The sequence below is a fragment of the Nostoc sp. genome, assembly GCF_036916975.1.
In the GTDB taxonomy this organism is placed as follows: Bacteria; Cyanobacteriota; Cyanobacteriia; order Cyanobacteriales; family Nostocaceae; genus Nostoc.
In genome coordinates, this window is the sequence record NZ_JBALFF010000078.1 from 44,481 (window position 1) to 67,190 (window position 22,710).

16 protein-coding genes and 1 pseudogene are annotated in these 22,710 nt (G+C 42.0%); 8 read left to right on the forward strand and 9 right to left on the reverse strand.

Annotated elements, in window-relative coordinates:
• Positions 1-147 precede the first annotated feature (147 nt).
• A complete protein-coding gene (locus V7K73_RS18920) occupies positions 148-1,953 on the forward strand; it encodes an ABC transporter ATP-binding protein (protein ID WP_334882138.1) in 1,806 nt (601 codons plus the stop codon).
• A gap of 246 nt (positions 1,954-2,199) precedes the next feature.
• A complete protein-coding gene (locus V7K73_RS18925; RefSeq protein ID WP_334882102.1) occupies positions 2,200-2,817 on the forward strand; it encodes a Uma2 family endonuclease in 618 nt (205 codons plus the stop codon).
• Positions 2,818-3,043: 226 nt separating this feature from the next.
• Here the strand turns inward: V7K73_RS18925 and V7K73_RS18935 are convergent, their stop codons facing one another.
• From V7K73_RS18935 to V7K73_RS18945, 3 genes are all read right to left on the reverse strand, one after another.
• Positions 3,044-4,384, reverse strand: a complete 1,341-nt coding sequence (locus V7K73_RS18935; RefSeq protein WP_334882103.1) for a hypothetical protein — start codon at positions 4,382-4,384, stop codon at positions 3,044-3,046.
• Between the two features lie 110 nt (positions 4,385-4,494).
• Positions 4,495-4,725 (reverse strand): type II toxin-antitoxin system HicB family antitoxin, encoded by a 231-nt coding sequence (locus tag V7K73_RS18940; protein WP_334882104.1) that lies wholly within the window; start codon positions 4,723-4,725, stop codon positions 4,495-4,497.
• Between the two features lie 264 nt (positions 4,726-4,989).
• A complete protein-coding gene (locus V7K73_RS18945) occupies positions 4,990-5,274 on the reverse strand; it encodes a type II toxin-antitoxin system TacA family antitoxin (protein WP_334882105.1) in 285 nt (94 codons plus the stop codon).
• A gap of 211 nt (positions 5,275-5,485) precedes the next feature.
• Between V7K73_RS18945 and V7K73_RS18950 the strand changes: the two genes are divergently transcribed.
• Positions 5,486-8,131, forward strand: coding sequence for a U32 family peptidase (locus V7K73_RS18950; RefSeq protein ID WP_334882106.1), 2,646 nt, complete (start codon positions 5,486-5,488; stop codon positions 8,129-8,131).
• Here the strand turns inward: V7K73_RS18950 and V7K73_RS18955 are convergent.
• Complete coding sequence (locus tag V7K73_RS18955) at positions 8,126-8,749, reverse strand: Uma2 family endonuclease (protein WP_334882107.1); 624 nt, start codon at positions 8,747-8,749, stop codon at positions 8,126-8,128. The genes V7K73_RS18950 and V7K73_RS18955 overlap by 6 nt on opposite strands.
• Before the next feature lie 399 nt (positions 8,750-9,148).
• On the opposite strand from V7K73_RS18955, the pseudogene V7K73_RS18960 reads away from it, so the two are divergent.
• Together V7K73_RS18960 and V7K73_RS18965 are read left to right on the forward strand one after the other, a co-directional pair.
• Positions 9,149-9,943, forward strand: a pseudogene (locus V7K73_RS18960) (class I SAM-dependent methyltransferase).
• Positions 9,944-9,984: 41 nt separating this feature from the next.
• On the forward strand, positions 9,985-10,530 hold the full coding sequence (locus V7K73_RS18965; protein WP_334882108.1) for a hypothetical protein: 546 nt from the start codon (positions 9,985-9,987) through the stop codon (positions 10,528-10,530).
• A gap of 265 nt (positions 10,531-10,795) precedes the next feature.
• On the opposite strand, the gene V7K73_RS18970 is transcribed toward V7K73_RS18965, so the two are convergent.
• Positions 10,796-11,977 carry an extracellular solute-binding protein gene (locus V7K73_RS18970; RefSeq protein ID WP_334882109.1) on the reverse strand — a complete coding sequence of 394 codons (1,182 nt, stop codon included), beginning with the start codon at positions 11,975-11,977 and terminating at the stop codon, positions 10,796-10,798.
• A 356-nt stretch (positions 11,978-12,333) separates the two neighbouring features.
• On the opposite strand from V7K73_RS18970, the gene V7K73_RS18975 reads away from it, so the two are divergent.
• Positions 12,334-12,702, forward strand: coding sequence for a hypothetical protein (locus tag V7K73_RS18975; protein ID WP_334882110.1), 369 nt, complete (start codon positions 12,334-12,336; stop codon positions 12,700-12,702).
• A gap of 595 nt (positions 12,703-13,297) precedes the next feature.
• On the opposite strand, the gene V7K73_RS18980 is transcribed toward V7K73_RS18975, so the two are convergent.
• The 3 genes from V7K73_RS18980 to V7K73_RS18990 form a co-directional block, all read right to left on the reverse strand.
• Positions 13,298-14,509 (reverse strand): nicotinate-nucleotide--dimethylbenzimidazole phosphoribosyltransferase, encoded by a 1,212-nt coding sequence (locus V7K73_RS18980; RefSeq protein ID WP_334882111.1) that lies wholly within the window; start codon positions 14,507-14,509, stop codon positions 13,298-13,300.
• 69 nt (positions 14,510-14,578) lie between these two features.
• Complete coding sequence (locus V7K73_RS18985; protein ID WP_334882112.1) at positions 14,579-15,319, reverse strand: DUF2232 domain-containing protein; 741 nt, start codon at positions 15,317-15,319, stop codon at positions 14,579-14,581.
• A gap of 13 nt (positions 15,320-15,332) precedes the next feature.
• Positions 15,333-16,034, reverse strand: a complete 702-nt coding sequence (locus tag V7K73_RS18990) for a Crp/Fnr family transcriptional regulator (RefSeq protein ID WP_334882113.1) — start codon at positions 16,032-16,034, stop codon at positions 15,333-15,335.
• Between the two features lie 538 nt (positions 16,035-16,572).
• On the opposite strand from V7K73_RS18990, the gene V7K73_RS18995 reads away from it, so the two are divergent.
• Positions 16,573-20,685: a hypothetical protein gene (locus tag V7K73_RS18995; protein ID WP_334882114.1), complete on the forward strand. Its 4,113-nt coding sequence runs from the start codon at positions 16,573-16,575 to the stop codon at positions 20,683-20,685.
• Between the two features lie 318 nt (positions 20,686-21,003).
• Positions 21,004-21,657 (forward strand): sugar transferase, encoded by a 654-nt coding sequence (locus V7K73_RS19000; RefSeq protein WP_334882115.1) that lies wholly within the window; start codon positions 21,004-21,006, stop codon positions 21,655-21,657.
• A 111-nt stretch (positions 21,658-21,768) separates the two neighbouring features.
• On the opposite strand, the gene V7K73_RS19005 is transcribed toward V7K73_RS19000, so the two are convergent.
• The gene (locus V7K73_RS19005) at positions 21,769-22,605 is read right to left on the reverse strand and encodes a carbohydrate ABC transporter permease (RefSeq protein WP_334882116.1); all 837 of its coding nucleotides are present in this window, start codon (positions 22,603-22,605) and stop codon (positions 21,769-21,771) included.
• Positions 22,606-22,710 lie beyond the last annotated feature (105 nt).

The following is a 22,710-nucleotide window of genomic DNA, read 5'->3' on the forward strand; positions in this document are numbered from 1 at the left end:
GAATATCCGTCTCGTAATTCTGACTTCTGGCTCCTGAGTTCTGAGTTATTTATTGGTAAAATTTATAAAGATTTAATAGAGTCAGGAAGATCCGCCCAAGGTGGGGTATCTCGCGGCAAGAAAAATGAAGATTAAAAAAAAAGAAATATCCTGCGCCAATCACTGACGGTTTTCCGGTACAGTGGACGGGCTGTAAACTTAGTATGGACTACTAGCCGATCGCTGACTATTCTTCTGGCTAGTTTAACTTTATTGGCTGGTCTTTTACCGGCGGCGATATCATACCTCGGTAAGTTGATTGTTGATGCAGTGGTATTGGCATCTCAAATTAACTCACACAATGGTTTTGTCAATATTTCTCACCCTTTGTTGTATGTAGGATTAGAAGCGATCGCTGTAATTTTACTAGCAGGCAGTCAACGAGGAATCACCATCTGTCAGTCGTTATTGCGGGCGCTAATGGGTCAGCGAGTAAATGTACTCATCTTAGAAAAGGCGCTGACACTCGATCTCAGGCAGTTTGAAGACTCAGAATTTTATGACAAATTAACCAATGCCCGACGAGAAGCATCAGTTCGTCCCCTTTCCTTAGTAAACCGCACCTTTGGGTTAGTGCAAAATGCTCTTTCCCTATTCACATACGGTATTTTGCTAATAAATTTCTCAGCTTGGGCGGTATTAGTGCTGATTTTAGCAGCGATGCCTGTATTTATTGCCGAAACGAAATTTGCTGGAGAAGGCTTTCGCTTGTTTAGTTGGCGTGCGCCAGAAACTCGTCAACAGAACTACTTAGAAAATCTGCTAGCAAGAGAAGATTTTGTCACAGAAGTCAAACTCTACCAACTGGGAGAGATGCTGCTAGGACGTTACCGCAACCTATTCGATCAACTTTATGGCGAAGACCGCGATTTGACTCTCCGGCGAGGATTGTGGGGATATCTCCTAAGTTTAGTCAGTACTGGTGCTTTTTATCTAGCTTATGCTTGGATTATCTTAGAAACAGTTCTAGGTAAGATTTCCTTGGGAGATATGACAATGTATCTCACTGTGTTTCGCCAAGGACAATCTACTTTTTCCAATGCCCTTACTTCTATTGGAGGGATGTATGAAGATAACCTATATCTATCAAATCTCTACGATTTTCTGGAAGAAGAAGTACCAAAATCTTGGGGTAAGGCAACTATTGGTTTAAATTCTCAAGATGGTATTCGTTTCGAGAATGTATCATTTACTTATCCGGGAAGTTCTAAGGCAGCGTTGAGAAACATTTCGCTGCATTTGAAACCGAGAGAGAAACTGGCAATTGTCGGTGAAAACGGTTCTGGTAAGACTACCTTAATCAAACTACTTACCCGACTTTACACCCCTGACTCTGGGCGAATTTTCTTAGATGGCTTGGATTTACAAGAATGGGATGTTGATGTGCTGCGGCGTCGGATTGGTGTGATTTTTCAAAACTTTGTCCGCTATCAGTTTACTGTGGGTGAAAATATTGGCGTGGGTGATGTCGAACATCTTGAAAACAAAACCCGTTGGCAAACTGCTGCCCAAAAAGGGATGGCTGAATCTTTTATTGACCAATTACCCCAAAGCTTTCAGACTCAACTTGGCCGTTGGTTTAAGGGAGGACAGGAACTTTCTGGGGGACAGTGGCAAAAAATTGCTTTGTCTCGTGCTTTTATGCGATCGCAAGCAGATATCTTGGTGTTAGATGAACCAACATCAGCTATAGATGCCCAAGCTGAGTTTGAGATTTTCAATCATTTTCGCGCTATTACTCAAAATCAAATGGTACTTTTGATTTCCCATCGCTTCTCGACTGTACGAATGGCTGACAAAATCGTAGTTATAGAAAATGGAGAAGTTATAGAACAGGGAAGTCACGAAGAATTGTTAGAGGTAGGAGGACGTTATGCTAAGTTGTTTCTTTTACAAGCAGCTGGTTATCAGTAGGAAATGTTTTTAAACGCAGAGGGACGCAAAGGAAACGCAAAGTAACGCGGAGTTTTGTCTAATTTGTTTTGCTAGGAATTAATCAAATGTTGTAGTTAGTGAATTTAGTGGCGATGCCTAGATTGGGCTGCGCCTACGCTCTCTTTGTAGAAAGCTGATTAAACTCTATCGAACCACGTTAAACTGTTTGGTAAACATGGGTCACTAGATGCTCCCTATCGTTAAACATTGCTACCCGATAAAACTATGCAAATAACACAACAGCGATACTATACCCCAGAGGAATATTTAGAGCTTGAGGAAGCTGCTGAGTATAAAAGTGAATACATTGACGGACAAATAATTACTATGGCGGGTGGAACGATAAATCACAATCGGATAGGTGGTAATTTTTATGCTGTATTAAACTTCGCGTTCAGACAACAAGAATACGAAGTATTTAACAGCGATATGCGTCTGTGGATACACCAAAAGCGTATCTACACGTATCCAGATGTGACAGTAATAGCCGGGGAACCAGAGTTTTTCAACAACCGTACAGACATTATTACAAATCCGCAAATTATTGTTGAGGTTTTATCAAAATCTACTAAAAACTACGATAGCGAAGATAAATTTCAGGCTTATCGAACTATTTCTACTTTTCAAGAATATCTGTTAATTGACCAAACTCGGATTCATATAGATCAATTTTCCAAAACTGGGAAGAAGCAATGGACGCTTCGTGAATATGATGATGAAGATGAAGCGATCGCACTTGTTACTGTACCATTTGAGATTTCACTACAGGATTTATATAACAAGGTGAATTTTGAGCCTGTTGAGTCGGAAGGGGAAAGTGGTGATGTTGAAGGATTGGGGTAAGGTGCGATCGCACCATCCCCCAAAAACTTAGATAAAATCACTATGGTGCTACTTAAACCCCAAATCTAATGAAAAGCGATCGCACTTGTAACCGTACCCTTTGAGATTTCCTTACAGGATTTATACAACAAAGTTAAGTTTGAGCCTGTTGAGTCCGAAGGGGAAAGTGCTGATATTGAAGGATTGGGGTAAAAAAATTTATTACCCCTAAGACTAAAAATCAGTTTTACGCCACAAGAAGTTTAGGGGAAGTTTCTAGGTTAAACTCTGCTTGTATAAGATGTGAAATCTTATTAACTCTTTCAGGTAGAGCAAAAGCCATAAGAGTATTTAGTGTAGTTTTTCTAATTCCCCCACTCTGAGGTTCTGGATGACCTATATTTCGCAGAATATCAGAAAGTTTGATTGAGGGACGAGAGTGAACGTTGAAAGTTAATCCATCTTGATCTGCAAAACGTATGTACCAATTGTAGTCTGCCAGAGTATTTAGCTTAATATCTTGGTTTCCACCCAAAAACTCAGTATGTTCAATGTTAGGTTGGAATAATTCTCTTAATTCCTGCATTCCATCATCCCAATTCAACTGCTCTGGTGAAAAAATAAATTCAGAATCAACTTGCTTAACTTTTTTCTGAAGTTCATACCCTTTGCAAAGACTTCGATTCAAAAAGGCATACTGGTAGAGTATTTCTGGCATTTCTACTCCAAGAGTATATAAACTGCGTCCCTCACAAAATGCACGAGCCTCATCACGCAGTTGATTTATTAGTAAACCAATATCTTTAGTAGCGAAATTTGTGTAATCTCCTCCTTTAGCTTCAAAGGCATCAGCTTTTGCTCTGACACTAAAGGCAAGAGCTACCATTAGTGGTAATCTTTCCGGTTTGCCTATGTCAATACGATTAAGTTGAGTTCGCAGCCAAGCTTCTAAATCCTCGGCTCTTTCAATAAGTTGATCTGCTTCTAGTAATTCAGGCAGTATATAGGTAAATCGTTCATAAGCTTTGAGTAGTTTAAAAGTTCGAGTCTCAAACTCTTCTCTACGCCTACGAGCTTCTAAATCTTTAACTTCTTCTACAACATTTTGAAAACCTGTACGCATCTCCTCACGGAGAATATTCATTTGCTGTGCTAAGTTACACTGATTACAAACTAATAATTCAAGCGTGCGGTGTTGAACAGTAAGGGCATTTTGAATACTATTAAAACAAGTCTGAATCTGTTCATGATTTCTGTCTAATTTATCTGATACTACTTGAACTTGTTCATGATTTCTGTCTAACTTCTCAGCACATGATTCAATCTGCTCTTGATTACAGTCTAATTTCTTTTTGACCTTGTAAAGTTGGACAGAATTGTAAATGCCTACACCAAGATTGAGTATATTTACTCCTAGATTAGCAATGTTAAACATATCAATAGCTGGTCTAACGGATTGAATTGTCTCTCCACTCACACTATGACGGGTACACCAAGTACCTGCTTCACCAGTAAATACCTCGTAATCGGAGGTATTTCCTCCCTTAAACAAATGTGGTTCTGGTCGCTGCGTAAATGGATTAACCATAGTTGTTGCAAAATAGACTTAATCTCAGTATTCCCAGTAATATCCTTGATCTATCACTTTTTCTAGATAAAAAGCGATCGCCCTACTTGTGCAGAGTATCTTAAAAAGATTTAAGCCACTTTTAACAGTTTTTGAGGAAAAGTAATTGCCTCTGGCAAAGGTTTTCCTTCCTCTTGATACCATTCAATCAGAGATTCAATTACCTCTTGCCCGTGTTTAGCGGCTTCTTCATAACTCTTACCATGAGTGTGGAATTGCTGCCAAGGAAATTCCGGTAAGTGTACTAAGTAGCAATTATCCTCATTTGACCATTGAATTACCATACTGTAGCGATCGCTCATTCTTCTTCCTCTATTTCTCCTAGTTGCTTAAAAACACGATTGACTTGCTTTTCCAAGTATGGGGGTGCATCCTAATTTTCTTGAGCATCTACCCTAAATTTAAATCGCTATACTGATTGTTGTCTATTAAGCTGAGGAAGCGATCGCTTTACGTCTACGCTCTTTTCACGGGAACCTTTAAGATTTATATAGCTAAGTTAACCAAGTTAACCAAACTCTCTAACTATCGTTCTTATTGGTACAAAATTCCATCTTGCCGAGCTATCACAAGTCATACTTCTGTCTATATTTGTGAATAGCAGATTTGAGTTTTCCCTTCAGTTCTGGTGGATTTTCCATTACTGACATAAACAAATCTCTATCAACATTAGACAGCACCAGCCTTTCATTTGCATCTATATCTTGCTTGGCGACTGGCAAAACATGAAAAAGTGTATAAGCACTCAAAGAAATTCCTTTGAGACTTGCAGCCCGTTCTAATATTTCTTTTTGCTCTTGGGTAACTCGTAAATCGATACGGCAATCTTTTGCAGATGATGTTTCTGACATGGCTAATTCTCACCTTTCGCTGAGTCTCTTTTTACAGCGTAGCTAATATTAGTGGACAATGTACACACAATATTTGGAAACAGGATCATTTTTTCATTTAAAACACTAGCGTGGAGATAGCGTAGACGCTTCTTCGGCTTGTCGTTAGACATCGCCCCTCCCCCGCAAACTTAGATAAAATCACTATGGTGCTACTTAAACCCTAAATCTGATGAAAAGCGATGTCTCCCCTTCCCCACTCTCTCTTCAACGTCCTGAACTACTCGCGCCAGCAGGTAACTGGGACTGTGCTAAAGCTGCTGTGGAAAATGGAGCAGATGCGATTTACTTCGGTTTAGATCGCTTCAACGCCAGAATGCGGGCTGAAAATTTTACTGAAGCAGACTTACCCCAATTGATGACATTTCTCCACCGTCGCGGGGTAAAAGGTTATGTCACTGTCAACACACTGATATTTCCCAAAGAATTAGCAGAAGCCCAGCAATATCTCCGCACAATTATTGCCGCAGGTGTAGATGCGGTGATTGTTCAAGATGTGGGTATATGCCGCCTCATCCGTCACCTCTCCCCTGATTTTCCCATCCATGCCTCCACCCAAATGACTATCACCAGTGCAGGGGGGGTGGAATTTGCCAAATCCCTCGGCTGTCAATTAGTCGTGCTGGCGCGTGAATGTTCTCTCACAGAAATCAATAAAATACAGCAGCAGATTGCCCTACAAGAAACTTCACTACCCTTAGAAGTCTTTGTTCACGGTGCTTTGTGTATAGCATATTCCGGTCAGTGTTTGACTAGCGAGGCTTTAGGAGGACGTTCTGCCAATCGAGGCGAATGCGCCCAAGCTTGCCGGATGCCCTACGAGTTAATGGCTGATGGGCAAGTTGTGAATTTAAAAGAACGCAAATATTTACTTAGTCCTCAAGACTTAGCAGGGTTAGATGTTCTGCCGGATTTGGTGAAATCAGGAGTAACCTGTCTTAAAATTGAAGGCCGCCTGAAAGCCCCGGAATATGTAGCTAATGTCACCCGTGTTTATCGGCAAGCCTTGGATGAGGTAATGGCAAAATTGGAAGAGAAAACGGGGACACGAGGACGCGGGGACGCGGAAAAAGTGTCACAACAAATTTCTCCTTCTCAAGAACACTACAACTTAGAGATGGCATTTTCTCGCGGACTTTACACGGGTTGGTTTAGCGGGATTAATAATCAGGAACTAGTTCACGCCCGCTTTGGGAAAAAACGTGGGGTTTATTTAGGTGAAGTTATCCGCATCCACAACGAACAGGTAACAGTTAAATTGGAAGCGCCTGTAAAACCAGGGGATGGAATTGTGTTTGATTGCGGTCATCCAGAGGCGAAGGAAGAAGGCGGGCGGGTTTATGCTGTGGTGTCCAAAGGTAAGGAAACAATGCTTACCTTTGGGCGAAATGACTTGAACCTGCGCCGAGTGCATATAGGCGATCGCATTTGGAAAACCAGCGATCCAGAATTAGATAAGCAACTACGGCAGAGTTTTGCAAGCGAGAATCCCCAATTTCAACGTCCTATTTATATAGAAGTTTATGGAGAAATTGGTCAGGTATTGATTGCGATCGCTCGCGATCAACTCGGTAATATTGTACAGATAGAGTCAGGAATTCCACTAGTTAAAGCGCACACCAAACCCCTAAATACCGACCGTTTACAAGAACAATTCGGGCGTTTGGGTAACACACCTTTCTGTTTGGGAACCCTAACCAACCACCTCAGCGATACCATCATGCTACCCGTAAGTGAATTAAACCGGATGCGCCGGGAAATCGTAGCACAGTTGGAAGAATTGCGAAGTCAACCCAAACGTTGGCAATTACATTCTGATGTCTCTTTCCAAGACTTACTTCCCCCATCTCACACTCTGCGGGAAGCTAAAGCTACATCCCCCTCACTCATCGTCTTAGTACGAAACCTCAAGCAACTCCAAGCTGCCCTCAAAGCCGGTATTGAAACCCTGTACTGTGAATTTGAAGACCCACGCGCCTACCGAGAAGCCGTGCAAATGATGCGCCAACAAAAGCAAAAAAACAAAGCAGACAATTCTTCACTCCCAACTCCTAACTCCCAACTCCTAAATCCTAACTCCCAACTCCCAACTCCCAACTCCCAACTCCCCACAATTTGGGTTGCACCTCCCCGAATTACCAAACCCGGAGAAAACTGGATTTTGCAGCAAATACGTGCCTGTGAAGCAGATGGCTACTTGATACGGAACTATGACCAACTGCAATTCTTTGCTCAAGACCGTTGTATTGCAGATTTCTCGCTCAATGTTGCTAATCCCTTAACCGCAGACTACTTTCAGCAACACTTTAGTTTAGAAAGACTGACGGCATCCTATGACCTAAATATTAGCCAACTCCAAGACCTGCTCACCAGTTGCCCACCACAGTGGTTTGAGGTGACAATCCATCAACACATGCCGATGTTTCACATGGAGCATTGTGTATTTTGTGCTTTTCTATCAACGGGTACAGACTACACTAATTGTGGACGACCTTGTGAAAAGCAGGAAGTGAAATTGCGCGATCGCGTTGGTAGCGAACATGTCCTCAAAGCAGATGTAGGCTGTCGCAATACTGTGTTTAACGGCACTGCCCAAACGGGAGCCGAGTACGTACAGCGTCTCATTGAACTTGGTTTACGTCACTTTCGCATCGAATTTGTCAATGAAACACCAGAACAAGTGAGTAAAACAATACATTGTTATAGTCAATTATTGCAAGGTGAGATTACAGGTTCCCAATTATGGCGAGAGTTGAAGTTGCAAAATCAGCTAGGCGTAACTCGTGGCCCGATGGGAGTATCAACACTGCGGTCATAATTGATTTTCTATCCGCCCAGCTTGAAAAATCTGTTCGGCGGTCAAGTTTAATTCTGGGAATGTCGGGGATATGATGCGGTCATTTCCTCGAAACAGGTTAACTTGATACTCACCATCCACTAAATAGTAAACGGAAATAGTCGGTTGTTTGGGATTACCTATGTACCTTCTACCGCCTAAAGCTAAATAATCAGTAATCCAGTATTCGGGAATGCCAAAAGTTTCGTAGTCAACCAGCTTGTGTGCATAATCATCCTTCCAGTTAGTGCTGACGACTTCAATAACCAAGGGAACCGATGCAGCTTGAGTAACCGTTGATGACTTTTTCCACATCGGTTCTGCTGAAAGATTGTTTTGATTTATCACTATCACATCAGGGGAATAACCTGATTCTTTGTCAGGAATCTTAACTAGTGCTTGCTTAGGTATAATGTATGGGAGTTTTAATCGTTTAAACTGTAAAGTTATTTCACCAGCTAAAAAACCATTAATCTCTTGATGATCTCCTACTGGCTGCATTTCAAGAATTGCTCCATCGTGTAGTTCATAACATCCGCCATCTGGCTTCCAATTCAGGAATTCTTCAAAAGCGATCGTTTTTGGTAAGGCTTGAAGCATCACACTTACTCCTGATGATGATTTAGAGTTTAGCAAACTAAACGCCGTAAAGATTGCCAGCAGACATCATTCCAAAAAGGCGATCGCATCCATACATCAATCCCTAAAACCACGGGGACGTTTTGTGGCAGAATTTGGTGGTAAAGGGGGTGTGCAAGCGATCGCCACAGCTACCATAAAAATAGTAGTTATTATCAGGGTATGGCATAGCAGGGAAAATCGTGATTAACCTGGTTTTTATGCAAATTAAAGGTACAACAGCTATCAACAAGGAACTTGGACAGCAGACTATCGAAGAATTCGCATCGTTGCGATTAAACTTTAGATTGTGCGAATTTTAACTGATGCCTTAATTACGAATTAATATCGGAAAATCAATACTCTGTAATTTCACGGATTATGAACAATCTTTCAATACCTAATAATAATTGGGATACTTCCCTTTATGAAGATAAACACGCCTTTGTTTGGCAGTATGGTGAGGACTTATTGCAATTACTCAACCCTAAATCAGGAGAATCGATTTTGGATCTAGGTTGTGGGACTGGACAACTCACAGAAAAAATTGCCCAAGTTGGGGCCCAAGTAATCGGAGTTGATCATGCATCCACGATGATCGAAAAGGCAAGAGAAAACTATCCTCATATCCAGTTTGATGTTGCTGATGCCAGTAATTTTCAAGTAGATAAGCCATTAGATGCTGTGTTTTCCAACGCTGTATTACATTGGGTGAAACAAGCAGATAGGGCGTAGTTTACCGCCGCAGGCATCGCATCCATCCATCAATCCCTGAAACCAGGGGGACGTTTTGTCGCAGAATTTGGTGGTAAGGGTAATGTGCAAGCGATCGCCACAGCTTTAGAAACCGCAATAGAAGCAATTAATACCCCCACACAAGCCCGAAATCCGTGGTATTTCCCTAGTATTGGTGAATACGCCACCTTATTAGAACAGCAAGGCTTTGATGTCATTTATGCCATGCTTTTTGCTCGTCCAACTCCTTTAGCAGAAGGAGAAGCAGGTATGGCAAACTGGATTGGGATGTTCGCCACCAGTTTTTTAGCAGGACTTTCTAGTGAGCAACAAATAGAAATAATTCGCGTCGTTGAGGAATATCTTAAGCCAACACTGTATCAACAAGGAACTTGGATAGCAGACTATCGAAGAATTCGCATCGTTGCCATTAAAGTTTAAATTGTGCGAATTTTTACTATTGCCTTAATTACGAATTAGTTATGCATATACTTAGATTGTGCGATCGCCCTTGGCGCAGCCAACGCCAGAGATCACTTTCATTACTACTAACCATTAGCCTTACCACTTTACTAGTCCCGCCCTCGCTAGCGCAAACCCCTGCAATACCATCGCCTTCTAATGCGCCTCTAGAACTAGACTTATTGACTAAGCCAAAAGACTATGTAATCACAGCTAACACCATAAACCCAGAACGATTAACCGTTCCCAGTTTATGGTGGGCAAAACAAAACTCTGAGACAAAGCTATTGGATAATTGGATAGCATATCCAGCTTCTGAAAAAGAACCTGCACGAGTAGACTTGATCGTGAATCAGCAAATTTGGAGTTTACTAGACTATGTAGATCGCTACGACTTCGTAAATCGCTTGGGTAGCACTGCACGGAACTTTGGTTACAACATCCGAGTATTTAATTATCAAAAAGAACCCTTAGCAACCTACACTTGCAACTTTAATACAAGTCCAGCTTTATGCAGTATTCAAACGGCTGTTAAGAACAAGATAGGGTTAGAGCGTTTACTTTAGTTAGGAGTTAGGAGTTAGGAGTTAGGAGTTTGGAGTTTGGAGTTAGGAGTTTGGAGTTTGGAGTTAGGAGTTAGGAGTTTGGAGTTTGGAGTTAGGAGTTTGGAGTTAGGAGTTTGGAGTTAGGAGTTAGGAGTTAGGAGTTTGGAGTTTGGAGTTTGGAGTTTGGAGTTTGGAGTTTGGAGTTTGGAGTTGGGAGTTGGGAGTTTGGAGTTGGGAGGAGATGAGGGAGATGGGAAAATTTCAATTCCCAATTCCCAATTCTCAATTAAACCTTAATTTTGGCGAATAAAGACTCGTATTGTTTTATTGCTGATGGGGGTAAGGGGAGTAAAAATTCGCTTTTATCAAAAACTTGGCGTAGGCGTAGCCCGTCGTAGACATCGCTCTCTAACAAACTCCATAATGGTTCTTGAATATCGGAAGCGACAATATTTGTAGAAATTGGCGAATTACTTTTGGTCAGCACCGAAATTTGTTTAGCTATGCTTGGTTGCCAACAAAAGTCAATCCATTGATCTGATAAACTACTCTTAGTACTAATACCTGCGGGACGTACCCACAAGTCTGCCCAGATTGCTGTTCCTGACTGGGGAATAATTGCGCCGAGTTGCGGATAACGTCCCAGAACAGGCAATACATCGCTTGACCAACCAACCGCTAGCCAAGTGTCTCCCATAATTAGAGGTTCTAAATAGTTATTGGAACTGTAGAACTTTACCTGTTGGTTTAATCTCTGTAATTCCTTTTCCAAGCCTGGTACTTGGTCAAGATTCTCTGTATTATAAGATTTTCCTAGCTTCTTTAAAACCAAACCAATAACTTCTCGTGGTTGATTGAGTAGGGAAATCTGCTGCTGCACTCCATCTCGCCACAAATCGCTCCAATCTTTGGGCGTCCATCCCAATTTTTGCAACTTGTCACGGTTATAAACAATCACTGTGCTACCCCACCGATAAGGCGCACCCCACACCTTCCCTTGAGTATCCAAGTTACCTTGGTCGTTGCGCGTTACCAGTTGTTTCCACCTTTGATCTAAAGCAGGCCACTGTTTTAATTGGTTTCCCTGTAACTCTTGAAGTGGTTGAATCAGTTTCTGCTCAATAGCTGCTTTTAGCCAGTAATCTCCCAATGTCACTAGGTCTACATCAGCTATTTTTTGACCCTGCATAAAGGGTATAAAGCGTTTCCATTCCTGCTCATCAGTGGCTTTTGGTTTCTCCTGCCAATTTTGTAATTGCTGAAATAAATCTTGTATCTGCTCAACTGGAGCAAACTTTAACTGCACCTGTTGCTGCAAACCTTTGTGGAACTGATTAACCACTTGGCCAGGTATAGAACCTTTTAATAACTGTACTTTTAGTTGCTTCTGGTTGTTTTCACCACAGCCAAAAAGCAGTTGTGAAAGTGCCAGTGTGCTTGTACCTAGCAAAAAAGACCGTCGATCCATTGATTTTGGATTTGAGATTTTTGATTATACCTAATATTAAGCAGAGATTCACCAGAGGCTGACTAACAGAAAAAGTGGAATTGGAAAATTATCGGTATTTTTTCTTGGTAATAGCGATAAATCTGAATTTTTTGCTCAAAATAGCGACTTTATCGGCAAATAACTACCTAAAGATTAATTTTTATCCATAAATTTCCTTATTGGTACTTATGCTCAAATTTTACTTATATTTAGAATTAATGATTTAAATGTCATATTTGCAGCAAAAATTATCAATACTTAAATAATCCCTAAGTATAGTTAACCTTGAGAGTAAATTGAATAACATAAAGAAAATATACGGATGAGGGTATTAAATGGAGCCATTACAGAAGCAAATCCTGACTTTAAGCGAAAAACTAGATGCCCTCTGCCAAGTGATTGAGCAGCTTGATGGTAAAGTCGCTCAAGCTTTCTCAGAGTGTTCTCTAGCGAATACACAGGCAAAGCATAATGAGCAGGAAAATAGCGCGGCTAGAGGCTACCAGTTCAGACGTAACAATTTAAATCCAGAAATGGAACACAAGGATGTCTTGATAGATGGCATTTATCTAGATATGCATCGTCAAAGTGGAGATAATATAACACCAGAAATTCAAATACAACGACTGACGGCACAATTAACAGCAGCATACAATCGCATTGCTGCCTTAGAAGAACAATTACTCAGAGAGAGAATTCATTAAATTTAACCTGAGTTCTACTAATTAAAAAAAATGGCTGGAGAGAAGGAAGTAAAGCCTTTAAGTTTAACTAATTCTGGGGTTTAAGTTGCATAACAACTAATAAGTGGCAAGTTTTGTAGCTCTTTCTCTCTTAGCTCGACTTTATCCAAAATTAAGAACTCGGTTTTCTTTATCGGGCAAAAACCCTGACTTTTTGGCAAATACTTTTTCCACATCAGAGATTATCGGTAAAATCTAAAAAATAAAGCTACCGTTCCACAAAGGTTTCAGCGTCAGTTTGAGCATAGTTAAAGCTGTGCTGGCAAAGCGCCGTTTTCCGGCGATCTAAAGTTGACGCTAAATCTCCTTACAAAACTTAATTACAAATTACGAATTAATTATTTTAATGTCGAGCGATCGCTTTGTAAGCATATATTATTAAATATCAAAAACATATATTATGACGATTAGATTATTAACTGTTGATTTGGCTAAGTAAAGCTTTGCGTAAAATTGTAGCGTTGTTTAAACGTAAAGAGAGAAGTATGAGCAAAGGAAACCTCCGCCTATGACTTTGGTGGGGCGCAGAGTATTGCCAAATTTAATTCGCTACGAATTAATGAAATGCTGTACTTAGCCGTTCAAGTTGGGCTTCAATGGCTGCTAAAAGTTGGTGTTGCTGCCAATCTTGGCTAAGATGGGCGGCTATGCAAGCGCCTCCAGCACCCATACCTTCTTTGACAAAGCCCTGCTCATAAGCTCTCAGTTGCGGATAACGAGAATCAGCAAAGCTTAGATGAGTTGCTAATAGAGGAGGAATTCTTCCACTCTGAGTTAAGCTGGAAGTCCCTAAGTTGAGGGCTAAGTCAACTGTAGCGCCAGTAGGGTCTTCTGCTACCCAGCGAGTTGTGCCAACAACGACTTCTTCTGGTTGCCATGATAAAGCGTAAGTTTGAGCGATCGCACTGATCAGCGCATAAACCGCCAGCATTTGCGTCCCACCAGCAAGCATTACACCACAACTCCGGCTAGCAGCGATCGCCATCCCAGCTACGACCACTTGCATCGGATCACCCACAGCAGCGACGAGTTGCAAGGGGTCAACTGGGCAAGATGAGGAGGATGAGGACGACAAAGTAAAATTTTCTCCCCCTGCTCCCTCATCTCCCTCATCTCCCCCTGCCCCCTGCCCCCTGCCCCCCCTCATCTTCAGAAGCCCAGTTTGCACTAATGCCCACTTTTGTGCGTGGTTACATATAGGGTGGCTACTGTTAACTTTTCCGGTAGCATCTATACCCAAACCAGTTAGAATTGCCAAGGCAGTTGTAGTGCCTCCGACGACGCACTCACCGAGAATCACATACTTATGTTGGTTATTGGCAGCAAGGCGTTCGCCCCAAAGTAGCCCTTGTTTAAACAAGTGATGTACCGTTGTAATTTCCATAGCAGCGCCACTACTTAAACATTTAGCAGGCGTGCCGCCCAAATCAATTACTGGCACAGATGGAGGCTGGGGTAAACCAGCATTAAACAAATGAACTGGTATCTTTAGTGACTCAAATACAGCGCGAGAAATCAGCACAGGTGAAGCCCCAGCCGCTAATGGTGGTAAGGGATATTGGGCTTTATGCTCTGGCCCATAATACAAAAACTCGGCATCGGCACAAGCAGTATATTTCCGATCTTCTGGAGTGCGGCCGGCTGCTGAAATCCCTGGAATTAAACCAGTTTCAGTAAATCCTAAAACACAAGCAAATACGGGTAGATAGCCACGATACCGTCGCAGCCATTCTTCACCCTGTTCTTTTTGCGTATAAATACTAATCATTTGCAAAGTTAGGAGTTAGGAGTTAGAAGTTAGGAGTTGAATTCATAACTTCTAACTCCTAACTCCTCACTATCCCTCATAATCCATGAGGACTTGTACCCAGCGTGGTGGAGGGGGAATGGGGTTACCCAGACGCTCAAAAAGAAACCATGCTGCCAGGTGTACCACAAAAAGGTAGATAAAGTTGTTGAGTACAATTAAAGCGATCGCTCCCACTTGAATCAAAAACACACTGGGACTCGCCAACAAACTCATCTTCAAAAATACCCACTCTATGAACTCAGTCACTTGGGTAATTACATAAATCCACAGGTCTTCACCTGACAAAACAGACAACAACCACAGCCGAAAAAAGACTCCCAAAGTCCCCAACAGCGTACCCAAGGTGATAGAAACAATCCAGGGTACACGACGACGATACCAGGCTGCTCCTAAAAGCACGCCCATAAACGCGTAGGGCATAACAAACAGCAAACTGCGGGCTGGCCCCATCAGTACCGTCAGCAGTAACCCGGAGGTGAGTGCTGACATCCATGCTGCACGCCTGCCCCAACGCAGATAAACTAGAGCGATCGGTATCGGAAAAAATATCCGCAAAACTGGCCCCAAGGGAAAGTAAAAATTAATAAACCAAATCAAGCTAGCGGCACTGGCTAAAAACGCTGTTTCCACCATTCTCAAGGGCGCATCAGCTTTGAGTTTAGGAGGCATTAACTGCTGTTCTTTTTCTAACCAATGATTGTGGGGAGTTGGAGACTCAGGGGATGGATTCTCCTCTGGCTCATCTGGGAGAGAATCTAAAATACTCATATCTGACAAGTTTTTAAACGATCATTCTTTCCAAGGCTGACAAATCGGGAATGCAAATAGTGTCTTGATCCCGTTTAATCAAGCCTTTTTTTTCTAGCCTTGTCAACACTCGTGTCACAGTTTCCCGCGCCAGTCCGCTCAAACTACTCAATTCCCGATGAGGTAAATTGGGGATTTCAGTTCCTGTTTGCCCTTTTTTTCCCTGTCCTTCTGCCAAAAATAGCAACGTATCCGCCACCCGTGACTGGCTATCAGATTCCCGCAACCGCAATCGGCGATTTACTTGCCGCAAACGTCGTGCCATTAGTTGCGCCAATCGAACTCCCGCTAAGGGTTCTATCTGAAGTAACTTGACAAAATCCTGAGCAGGCATACTACCAATTATTGTTGGGGCCAAGGTAATTACATCTGTCGATCGAGGCACTTCATCTAGCGCCGCCATTTCACCAAACAATTCCCCTTTGCCAAGAATATTCAGCGTTACCTCTTTTCCTTCCAGATTGTAGGTGCGAATTTTTACCCATCCGTCCAAAATAAAATACACAGAACCGCCCCAGTCATTTTCTAGCAGAATTACCTGATTAGCTGGGTGAGCGCGGGTAACAAGATGGATGAGGGCTGATTCTACAACACTTTCTGGCAACCCTTGAAAAAAGGGAGCCGAGGCAATCATCCAGGAATTAGCCTGTGGTTGCAAGCTATATCGGTCTTCCATTACGACATCTTTATTCAAGCGGCTGTATACACACAACAAACAAGAGCGCCATTTTCAGCCTAAGCTATCATTGCTCCCTTTAAAAAAAAAACTAAACTATGCTACATAAGAAAGCGATAAGAATGTTTTTCTAAATAATCTTTACCTATAAGTTTAAACGGGGTAAAAGTTTTGCAAAAAGTAGTTTATAGCCGGCGGTTATATTGCTTAGGGGCTAGCTGCACTGCAAACTTGATTAGTTCAGAATATAGGCAAACAACATTAATGATACTAAAGGGAGTAAATTATTGCTCAGGTATTTTAGCGATTTTCAAAAATAGGCAATTCATTATCTGTAAAACTAAGCTTCCACACAAAAGCTGACTGAAGATTGCCACGACTGGCAGTAATCCATAACATAATGACAGTCACAAGTCCCTTGGGGGGCTTTTGCCACTCAAAACTTCTTCTATGGGGATCTTGCGTCCCCATAGGGGTACGGTGATTATAAAGTAATTGTCAGATTAGTTGACATATATCTCTAGGTAAGGTACTAAAAGTGACTTCCAGTGCAGACGAAATTCAAAAATTGATCGCAGACATTGACAACTTACTTGCTAATGGTGGCAAGCGGATGTCTAGATTTCTGTCTGGTCAGGCGCAAGAGCCTAAAGAAGTTTTAGAACAAATTCGCAACTTCTTGGTGAGGCTAGAAGAAAAAGAACCATTAGAGAACGGCATCCCAAATCAGTCTTCTGAAGAACCGCGTTCGCCCTTGGCGTTGGCTCCGCGATCGCCTCTATTAACAAAATTTATTGATCGAGGTAATAACCAGTATCCGCTACCCCAGCCTGAATCTAATCAGGAACAGAGTACTGTTGGCGCAGGACAATTAAAAAGTGAATTATCGAGCTTGATCCAGCCATTGCGATCGGAATTAGAATTGCTCTTGCAAGAGCGAGCCGGTCTCATACAGGAAATTAAGCAACTAGAGCAAAGGCGATTGCAAAATTACTCCTTAGCGCAGCAGTTGACAAACCAAGAGCAGATAATTACCGAGTTTTTACAGGTACTGATGAGTCGTCTTGTGCCAACTTTAACGCCACTGGTAGGACAGAAGTCAGAAAATGCTAGTTCTTCAGGAGCAAATAGTAGAAACTCAGAACCAGGAATTTCTGCAACTCAACCGTTATTAGAATCCCCAGACCCTACGGAACGTTTAACTCACCTGGCCAGAGAGTTGGATCAACGTTTATTATCACTAGATGGGACTGTAAATGTAGTATTTCAGGCACTACAGCGCAACATTAATACTTATCACGAGTCGCTGTCGCAAGCATTAGCAAGAATGCATAGTCAGGGGATGCAAGGCGAAGAGTTGATGGCCAGCTTTCTCAACAATTTGACCCAGCATTTGCAGGAGCGATCGCTTAGTTCCCAGCTATCTTTGCTTGAGGTCGATGATACACCAGTATCATTACCTGACCCCGCCGAGATTACTGCTGGAATTGCACCCCAACCCTTGGAGCTTATACAGCCAGAAACATCTTTACTCACAACTGATCATCCTAAGCAACAGGATACTAATATTACAGAAGATTTAGATGCAATGCTGTTGCAGCTTGGTATAGAGTCGTTTCAATCTTCCCAGCAGGCCGAATTACCGCAAGATATTTCTGCATTAATTGGTGATGAAGTAGACCAACTTTTCGCCAACTTGTTTGGTACTGGTGATGTTAAGAATCAAAGTCTTGAGGTTTCCATCGCCTCAGAATCAACGTTGAACATCGCTGAGGGCGCATCCGTCCCTCCAATGGATTCTGAGGCTGTAACAGCAGATACAGATTTGTTCGATCTAAGCAACGTTGACCGACAAACAACCCAACAGACTCCAGTAAAAACTACAGATTCATCAGATTCACAGGAAGAACTATTTTTTGAAGAAGATACAGATATAGAGCTTGTTATCTCTACTCCACAAGCAGTTTCCGCAACAGACAGCTTGGAGATCGGCAATCAGCCAGCTAGGGCTGATACAATTAATACTCTAACTGAGCTATTGCCTGATACAGGTAACGATCAAGAACTGGTGGAAGTGTCATTTTCTGAGGATAATGGCACAACTACAGCACCTACTCCCGAAGTAACTGAAATTGCGAGTAATAGCACAACTACAGTAGCAGTTACTCCAGAAGTAGCGGAAATTGCGAATAATGGCACAACTACAGCACTTACTCCAGAAGTAGCGGAAATTGCGGAAATTGCGTTGGCAAAGCCTACCGTAGGTATCGCCACACCGGAAGTATTAATTAATGACGATCAGCCAGAACCGTTTTCAGATGACTACATTGCTGCTTCGCCACAAGAAAACTTGCTTTCTGTTGAGTCAAACCAGGCTCCAGCCGTACCTGATATTTCTTTAGATGAAGAACAGTTGCAGCAATTAGATCGGGATTTGGCTAATTTTGATCGGCAGCTGAATTCTGAATTGCAGCCAGCTACCAACTTGGATATTTTCCCAGAACTACTTGATGAAAGTCAAGAGATAATCCCCATAACTTCCCGTGAGCCGCTAACAGAAAATACCTCAACTGCTGCTTTCTCAAGTTTGGCAGTTCCCCAGGTAGAAATTGAACAACAAAAGCAAGTCACACCTCCTGTTGAAGAAAGTTCTTTACCTCCAATTTCCAACTCCATCAACAATCCAGAAGTTTCGCTCAATGTAGTAGAATCAGTCTGGTATTTAGGAATTGATTTAGGTACAACAGGAATTTCTGCGGCATTATTAAATCGCTCGACTTTTGTTGTACATCCTATCTACTGGTCAGCAGAAAATCCGCAGGGAACAACTTCCTTCCAGCAATCATTTCGTTTACCAACAGAGGTTTATCTGCCTACAGCTTCTATACCTCACGGAGAGAACGAAAGTATAGAAGTACATGAGCGGACTGCACCGGCGGCTGTTGCTCAAGATAAAGTACCCGATCGCGCGGCCAACCCGAATGCAAGACAAAGAACAGCAGATGCGACGACAAATAATCTCTACTCGGCGCAGTTGAAGCCTTATTTACAAGTAGCCATTCCCTACAAAAGTGAACGGCAGAAATGGGAACCTGTTTTGCAATTAAATGAATTTTCCGCAGGGCCTTTAATTTGGGTTGTGCGATCGCTCTCTAAGCTACTATTAACCCTCAAATCCGAAAAAACTTGTACCACCCCTAGTTTAATAGCTGCGGCTATGGGGATCAGCGAACAAGATTTCCCCAAAATTATCAATAATATTGCTGGTGTAATTTGCACCTGTCCATCTAGTTGGTCGGAACAATACCGCTTTAACGTGCGGTCAGCTTTACTCACCAGTAAACTTATCCAACATCCGCAGCAAGTCTTTTTTGTCGAAGAAGCGATCGCTAGTTTACTTCCAGAACTTGATGCTGCTAACGGTGAGCAAGTAAAATTCAGCAAACATCAGGGTTTTCATCCGGCAAAAACCAGCGAACATCCCATTGTTGGCAATACCCTTGTGATTAACATTGGCACAACTGCCACAGAAATGTTGCTGGTCAATCTCCCAGAAACATTGCAGCAATTGACATACAATGATTTCATGCTCCACAGTTTTGCTTATGCTGGTAAAGGAATTGAACAAGATATCATCTGCCAGCTGCTATTGCCACCTAAATCTCGGCAATCACGCCCACAAACACAAAGCGATGGCAAAACTACCACCAATAATCCTTGGCAATGGCAATCGTCAATTCCCGGTTTAGACCAAATGCGCTGGCAGAGTTTAGGGTTGGAACAATTAGAACTACCCAGAGTCGGAGAGCCAGATATCACCGCTCGGATTCGCCTCCAGCAGCGTCTAGAGAGTTCCCTGCTGGGACAGGCGGTATTAGATGCGGCAGTAGCTCTAAAACTGATTTTGCAACACCAAGAGTCTTTTACCTTAGAATTGGCCGATCAGCAGTGGATTTTGCCGCGACGAGATTTAGAAAGCCAGGTATTTATCCCCTTTGTGCGTCGCCTGAACCGAGAACTCAACAAGTTATTGGTAGCTCGTGGCATCCCCACAGAATCGATTAATCAAGCTATTCTGACTGGTGGGGTGGCTTGTGTGGGGACGGTGAATCGTTGGCTACGGCAAAAACTCCCCAGCGCTAAAATTATTCAAGATTTATATCTTGGCGAAAACGGCGCTCCCAATTGCAGTCGCGTTGCTTATGGTTTGGCGATGCTGCCTCTGCATCCCCAGATTTTAGATATACCCAGGCAACAATATACTGATTATTTCCTATTTACAGAATTGTTGCGGCTGCTACCAGACCGACCTTTGTCCTTCGGTGAAGTTATCCAGTTATTTGAGGAGCGTGGGATCAATACTCGCACTTGTCAGCAACGCCTGCTGGCTTTTTTAGAAGGTGAACTGCCTTCGGGTTTGATACCTTCAGTTACAGATTCGGCTTGGCTGACTCAAAGTTCACAAGAAAATCCTGACTATGAAGCGATCGCTACAGCACCACTTTTTGAAAAACAAGGCAATCTCACATATCGTCCCAATTCCCAACAACTGTTGTCTTTGCGTCGCTATCTAGATGCAATCAAGGCTAGTAATCAGCAATCACTTGAGGAAGCATATATTGTCAATTTCCCTTTAGAGGTTAATCATTGAGATTAAGTACATCAGGGATGTGTCTTTCTAAGTCGGTCACATCCTGATGGGCTTTCTGTCCTCAACACTGGAATAATATTTTGGATGTATATCCATAAAATTAACTACTTTATTCGATATATTAGATACTATAATTTTACAATTTTCCACCTTAATTAAAAGATTCTGTAAACTTGGGGTTTTCGGTTTTTATATTGCTTTATTTTTTTGTATGTTAGCACTCAGTAGTATTGGCAAAAGCAACAAAAATCGCCTAAAAATTATGTTTATGTCTACACTACTGATTCAAAAAGTCCTATTGTAGATAATTTAGTCCTTGTGAATCATCTTTATTTTTATTCAGTTAATTGCTCGCAACAGCCTTTCCACCCGTCAACCTTAAGCGTGAGAAAACGGTTAATTGACATTGTTGGAGCCATTGTGGGGCTGATAATTACATTTATCATAGCAATTCCCGTTGCAATTGTTACTTTTATAGATGCTCCAAGTCCAATATTTTATTCCCAAATTCGCTGTGGTTTGAACGGAAAAACTTTCCGCATTTGGAAATTCCGTTCGATGATCGTCGATGCCGATAAATTCAAGCATTTGGTTGAAAACCAAGCCAAAGGTCACATCTTTAAATGTGTTGACGATCCTCGCATTACTTCTGTGGGTAAATTTTTGCGGCGTACTAGCTTAGACGAATTTCCCCAATTTTGGAATGTTCTGGTAGGGGACATGAGTTTAGTTGGGACTCGTCCACCCACTGCTGATGAAGTTAGCCATTACGATCCACACCACTGGGATAGATTGCGAGTCAAACCAGGCATTACTGGAGAATGGCAGGCTAATGGGCGATCTACCATTGCAGACTTTGAAACCATTGTCAAGATGGATATAGATTATCAACGTAAGTGGTCTGTAGCTTATGACCTAAGTTTGATTGTTAAAACTATCTCGGTAGTGTTGAAAAAGACTGGGGCTTGTTGAATTTGTCATTTGTCATTTGTCATTGGTCATTGGTCATTGGTCATTTGTCATTTGTTATTTGTTATTTGTCATTGGTTATTCTGCTTTTTTCCCTGATCTCCACTTTCTTATTCAACCCTTGACGCCGCTACCTGTTTCAGTGGGTACAATGTAACGTTGCAAAAACAAAAATAGTAATAATACTGGGGCGATCGCAATTACAGAACCAGCAGCTACCAACCGCCAGTCAAGGGAAAATGTACCTGTTAGTTTTGCGACTCCCAGAGGAAGTGTGTATAAATTTTCGTCTTGGATAACAATTAAAGGCCACAAAAAGTCACTCCAAGCACCAATGAATACAAAAATAGCTAAAGTTACTAATGCTGGGCGAACTGCTGGTAACATCACATGCCACCACAAACCTAACTCCGAACTGCCATCCATCCGGGCGGCTTCTTCTATCTCTTTGGGGACACTCATAAAAGCTTGGCGCAACAGAAAAATGCCAAAGGCAGAAGCTAAACTTGGAAAAATCATCCCTAAATAACTATTTATCAAACCTAACTGGACTGTCAAAATATAAAGGGGAATCATCACGATTTGGAAGGGAATCATGATCGTAGAGACGATGGCTATAAAAATCCAGTCTCGCCCGACAAATGATAATCTTGCCAACGGATAGGCAGCTAAAGCGCAAAACAGCAGATTAAAACCCACAGTTAGCACTGACACCAAGGTACTGTTATATAGGTATTGTCCAAAAGGTAAAGAGTTCCACACACTAAAAAAGTTATCTAGTGTAGGTGAGGCAGGCAATAACTGTGGCGGCGACTGTAAAATATTTTCTGTAGGCGATTTCAAGGCTGTACTAACTAGCCACAGTAAAGGAAAGAGCATCAACACTGCGATCGCTCCCAATAGCGCATACATTAGCAGAATTTGCGATCGTGGTTTTTTCCAGTTCAGCATTTGATTGATAATGTAAATTATCTTTTGTAAAATATTTTTACACAGTAATCACAAAAATTAGCAATTATTTTGCTAATTTTATTTTATAGTCCCACTATCCGAATC

Coding starts and splice junctions, on each gene's coding strand:
- V7K73_RS18990 (WP_334882113.1), bottom strand. CDS start 16,034: ATGGAAGACCGATATAGCTTGCAACCACAGGCTAATTCCTGGATGATT.
- V7K73_RS18950 (WP_334882106.1), top strand. CDS start 5,486: ATGAAAAGCGATGTCTCCCCTTCCCCACTCTCTCTTCAACGTCCTGAA.
- V7K73_RS18955 (WP_334882107.1), bottom strand. CDS start 8,749: ATGCTTCAAGCCTTACCAAAAACGATCGCTTTTGAAGAATTCCTGAAT.
- V7K73_RS18940 (WP_334882104.1), bottom strand. CDS start 4,725: ATGAGCGATCGCTACAGTATGGTAATTCAATGGTCAAATGAGGATAAT.
- V7K73_RS19005 (WP_334882116.1), bottom strand. CDS start 22,605: ATGCTGAACTGGAAAAAACCACGATCGCAAATTCTGCTAATGTATGCG.
- V7K73_RS18970 (WP_334882109.1), bottom strand. CDS start 11,977: ATGGATCGACGGTCTTTTTTGCTAGGTACAAGCACACTGGCACTTTCA.
- V7K73_RS18965 (WP_334882108.1), top strand. CDS start 9,985: ATGCATATACTTAGATTGTGCGATCGCCCTTGGCGCAGCCAACGCCAG.
- V7K73_RS18975 (WP_334882110.1), top strand. CDS start 12,334: ATGGAGCCATTACAGAAGCAAATCCTGACTTTAAGCGAAAAACTAGAT.
- V7K73_RS18925 (WP_334882102.1), top strand. CDS start 2,200: ATGCAAATAACACAACAGCGATACTATACCCCAGAGGAATATTTAGAG.
- V7K73_RS18985 (WP_334882112.1), bottom strand. CDS start 15,319: ATGAGTATTTTAGATTCTCTCCCAGATGAGCCAGAGGAGAATCCATCC.
- V7K73_RS18945 (WP_334882105.1), bottom strand. CDS start 5,274: ATGTCAGAAACATCATCTGCAAAAGATTGCCGTATCGATTTACGAGTT.
- V7K73_RS18935 (WP_334882103.1), bottom strand. CDS start 4,384: ATGGTTAATCCATTTACGCAGCGACCAGAACCACATTTGTTTAAGGGA.
- V7K73_RS18980 (WP_334882111.1), bottom strand. CDS start 14,509: ATGATTAGTATTTATACGCAAAAAGAACAGGGTGAAGAATGGCTGCGA.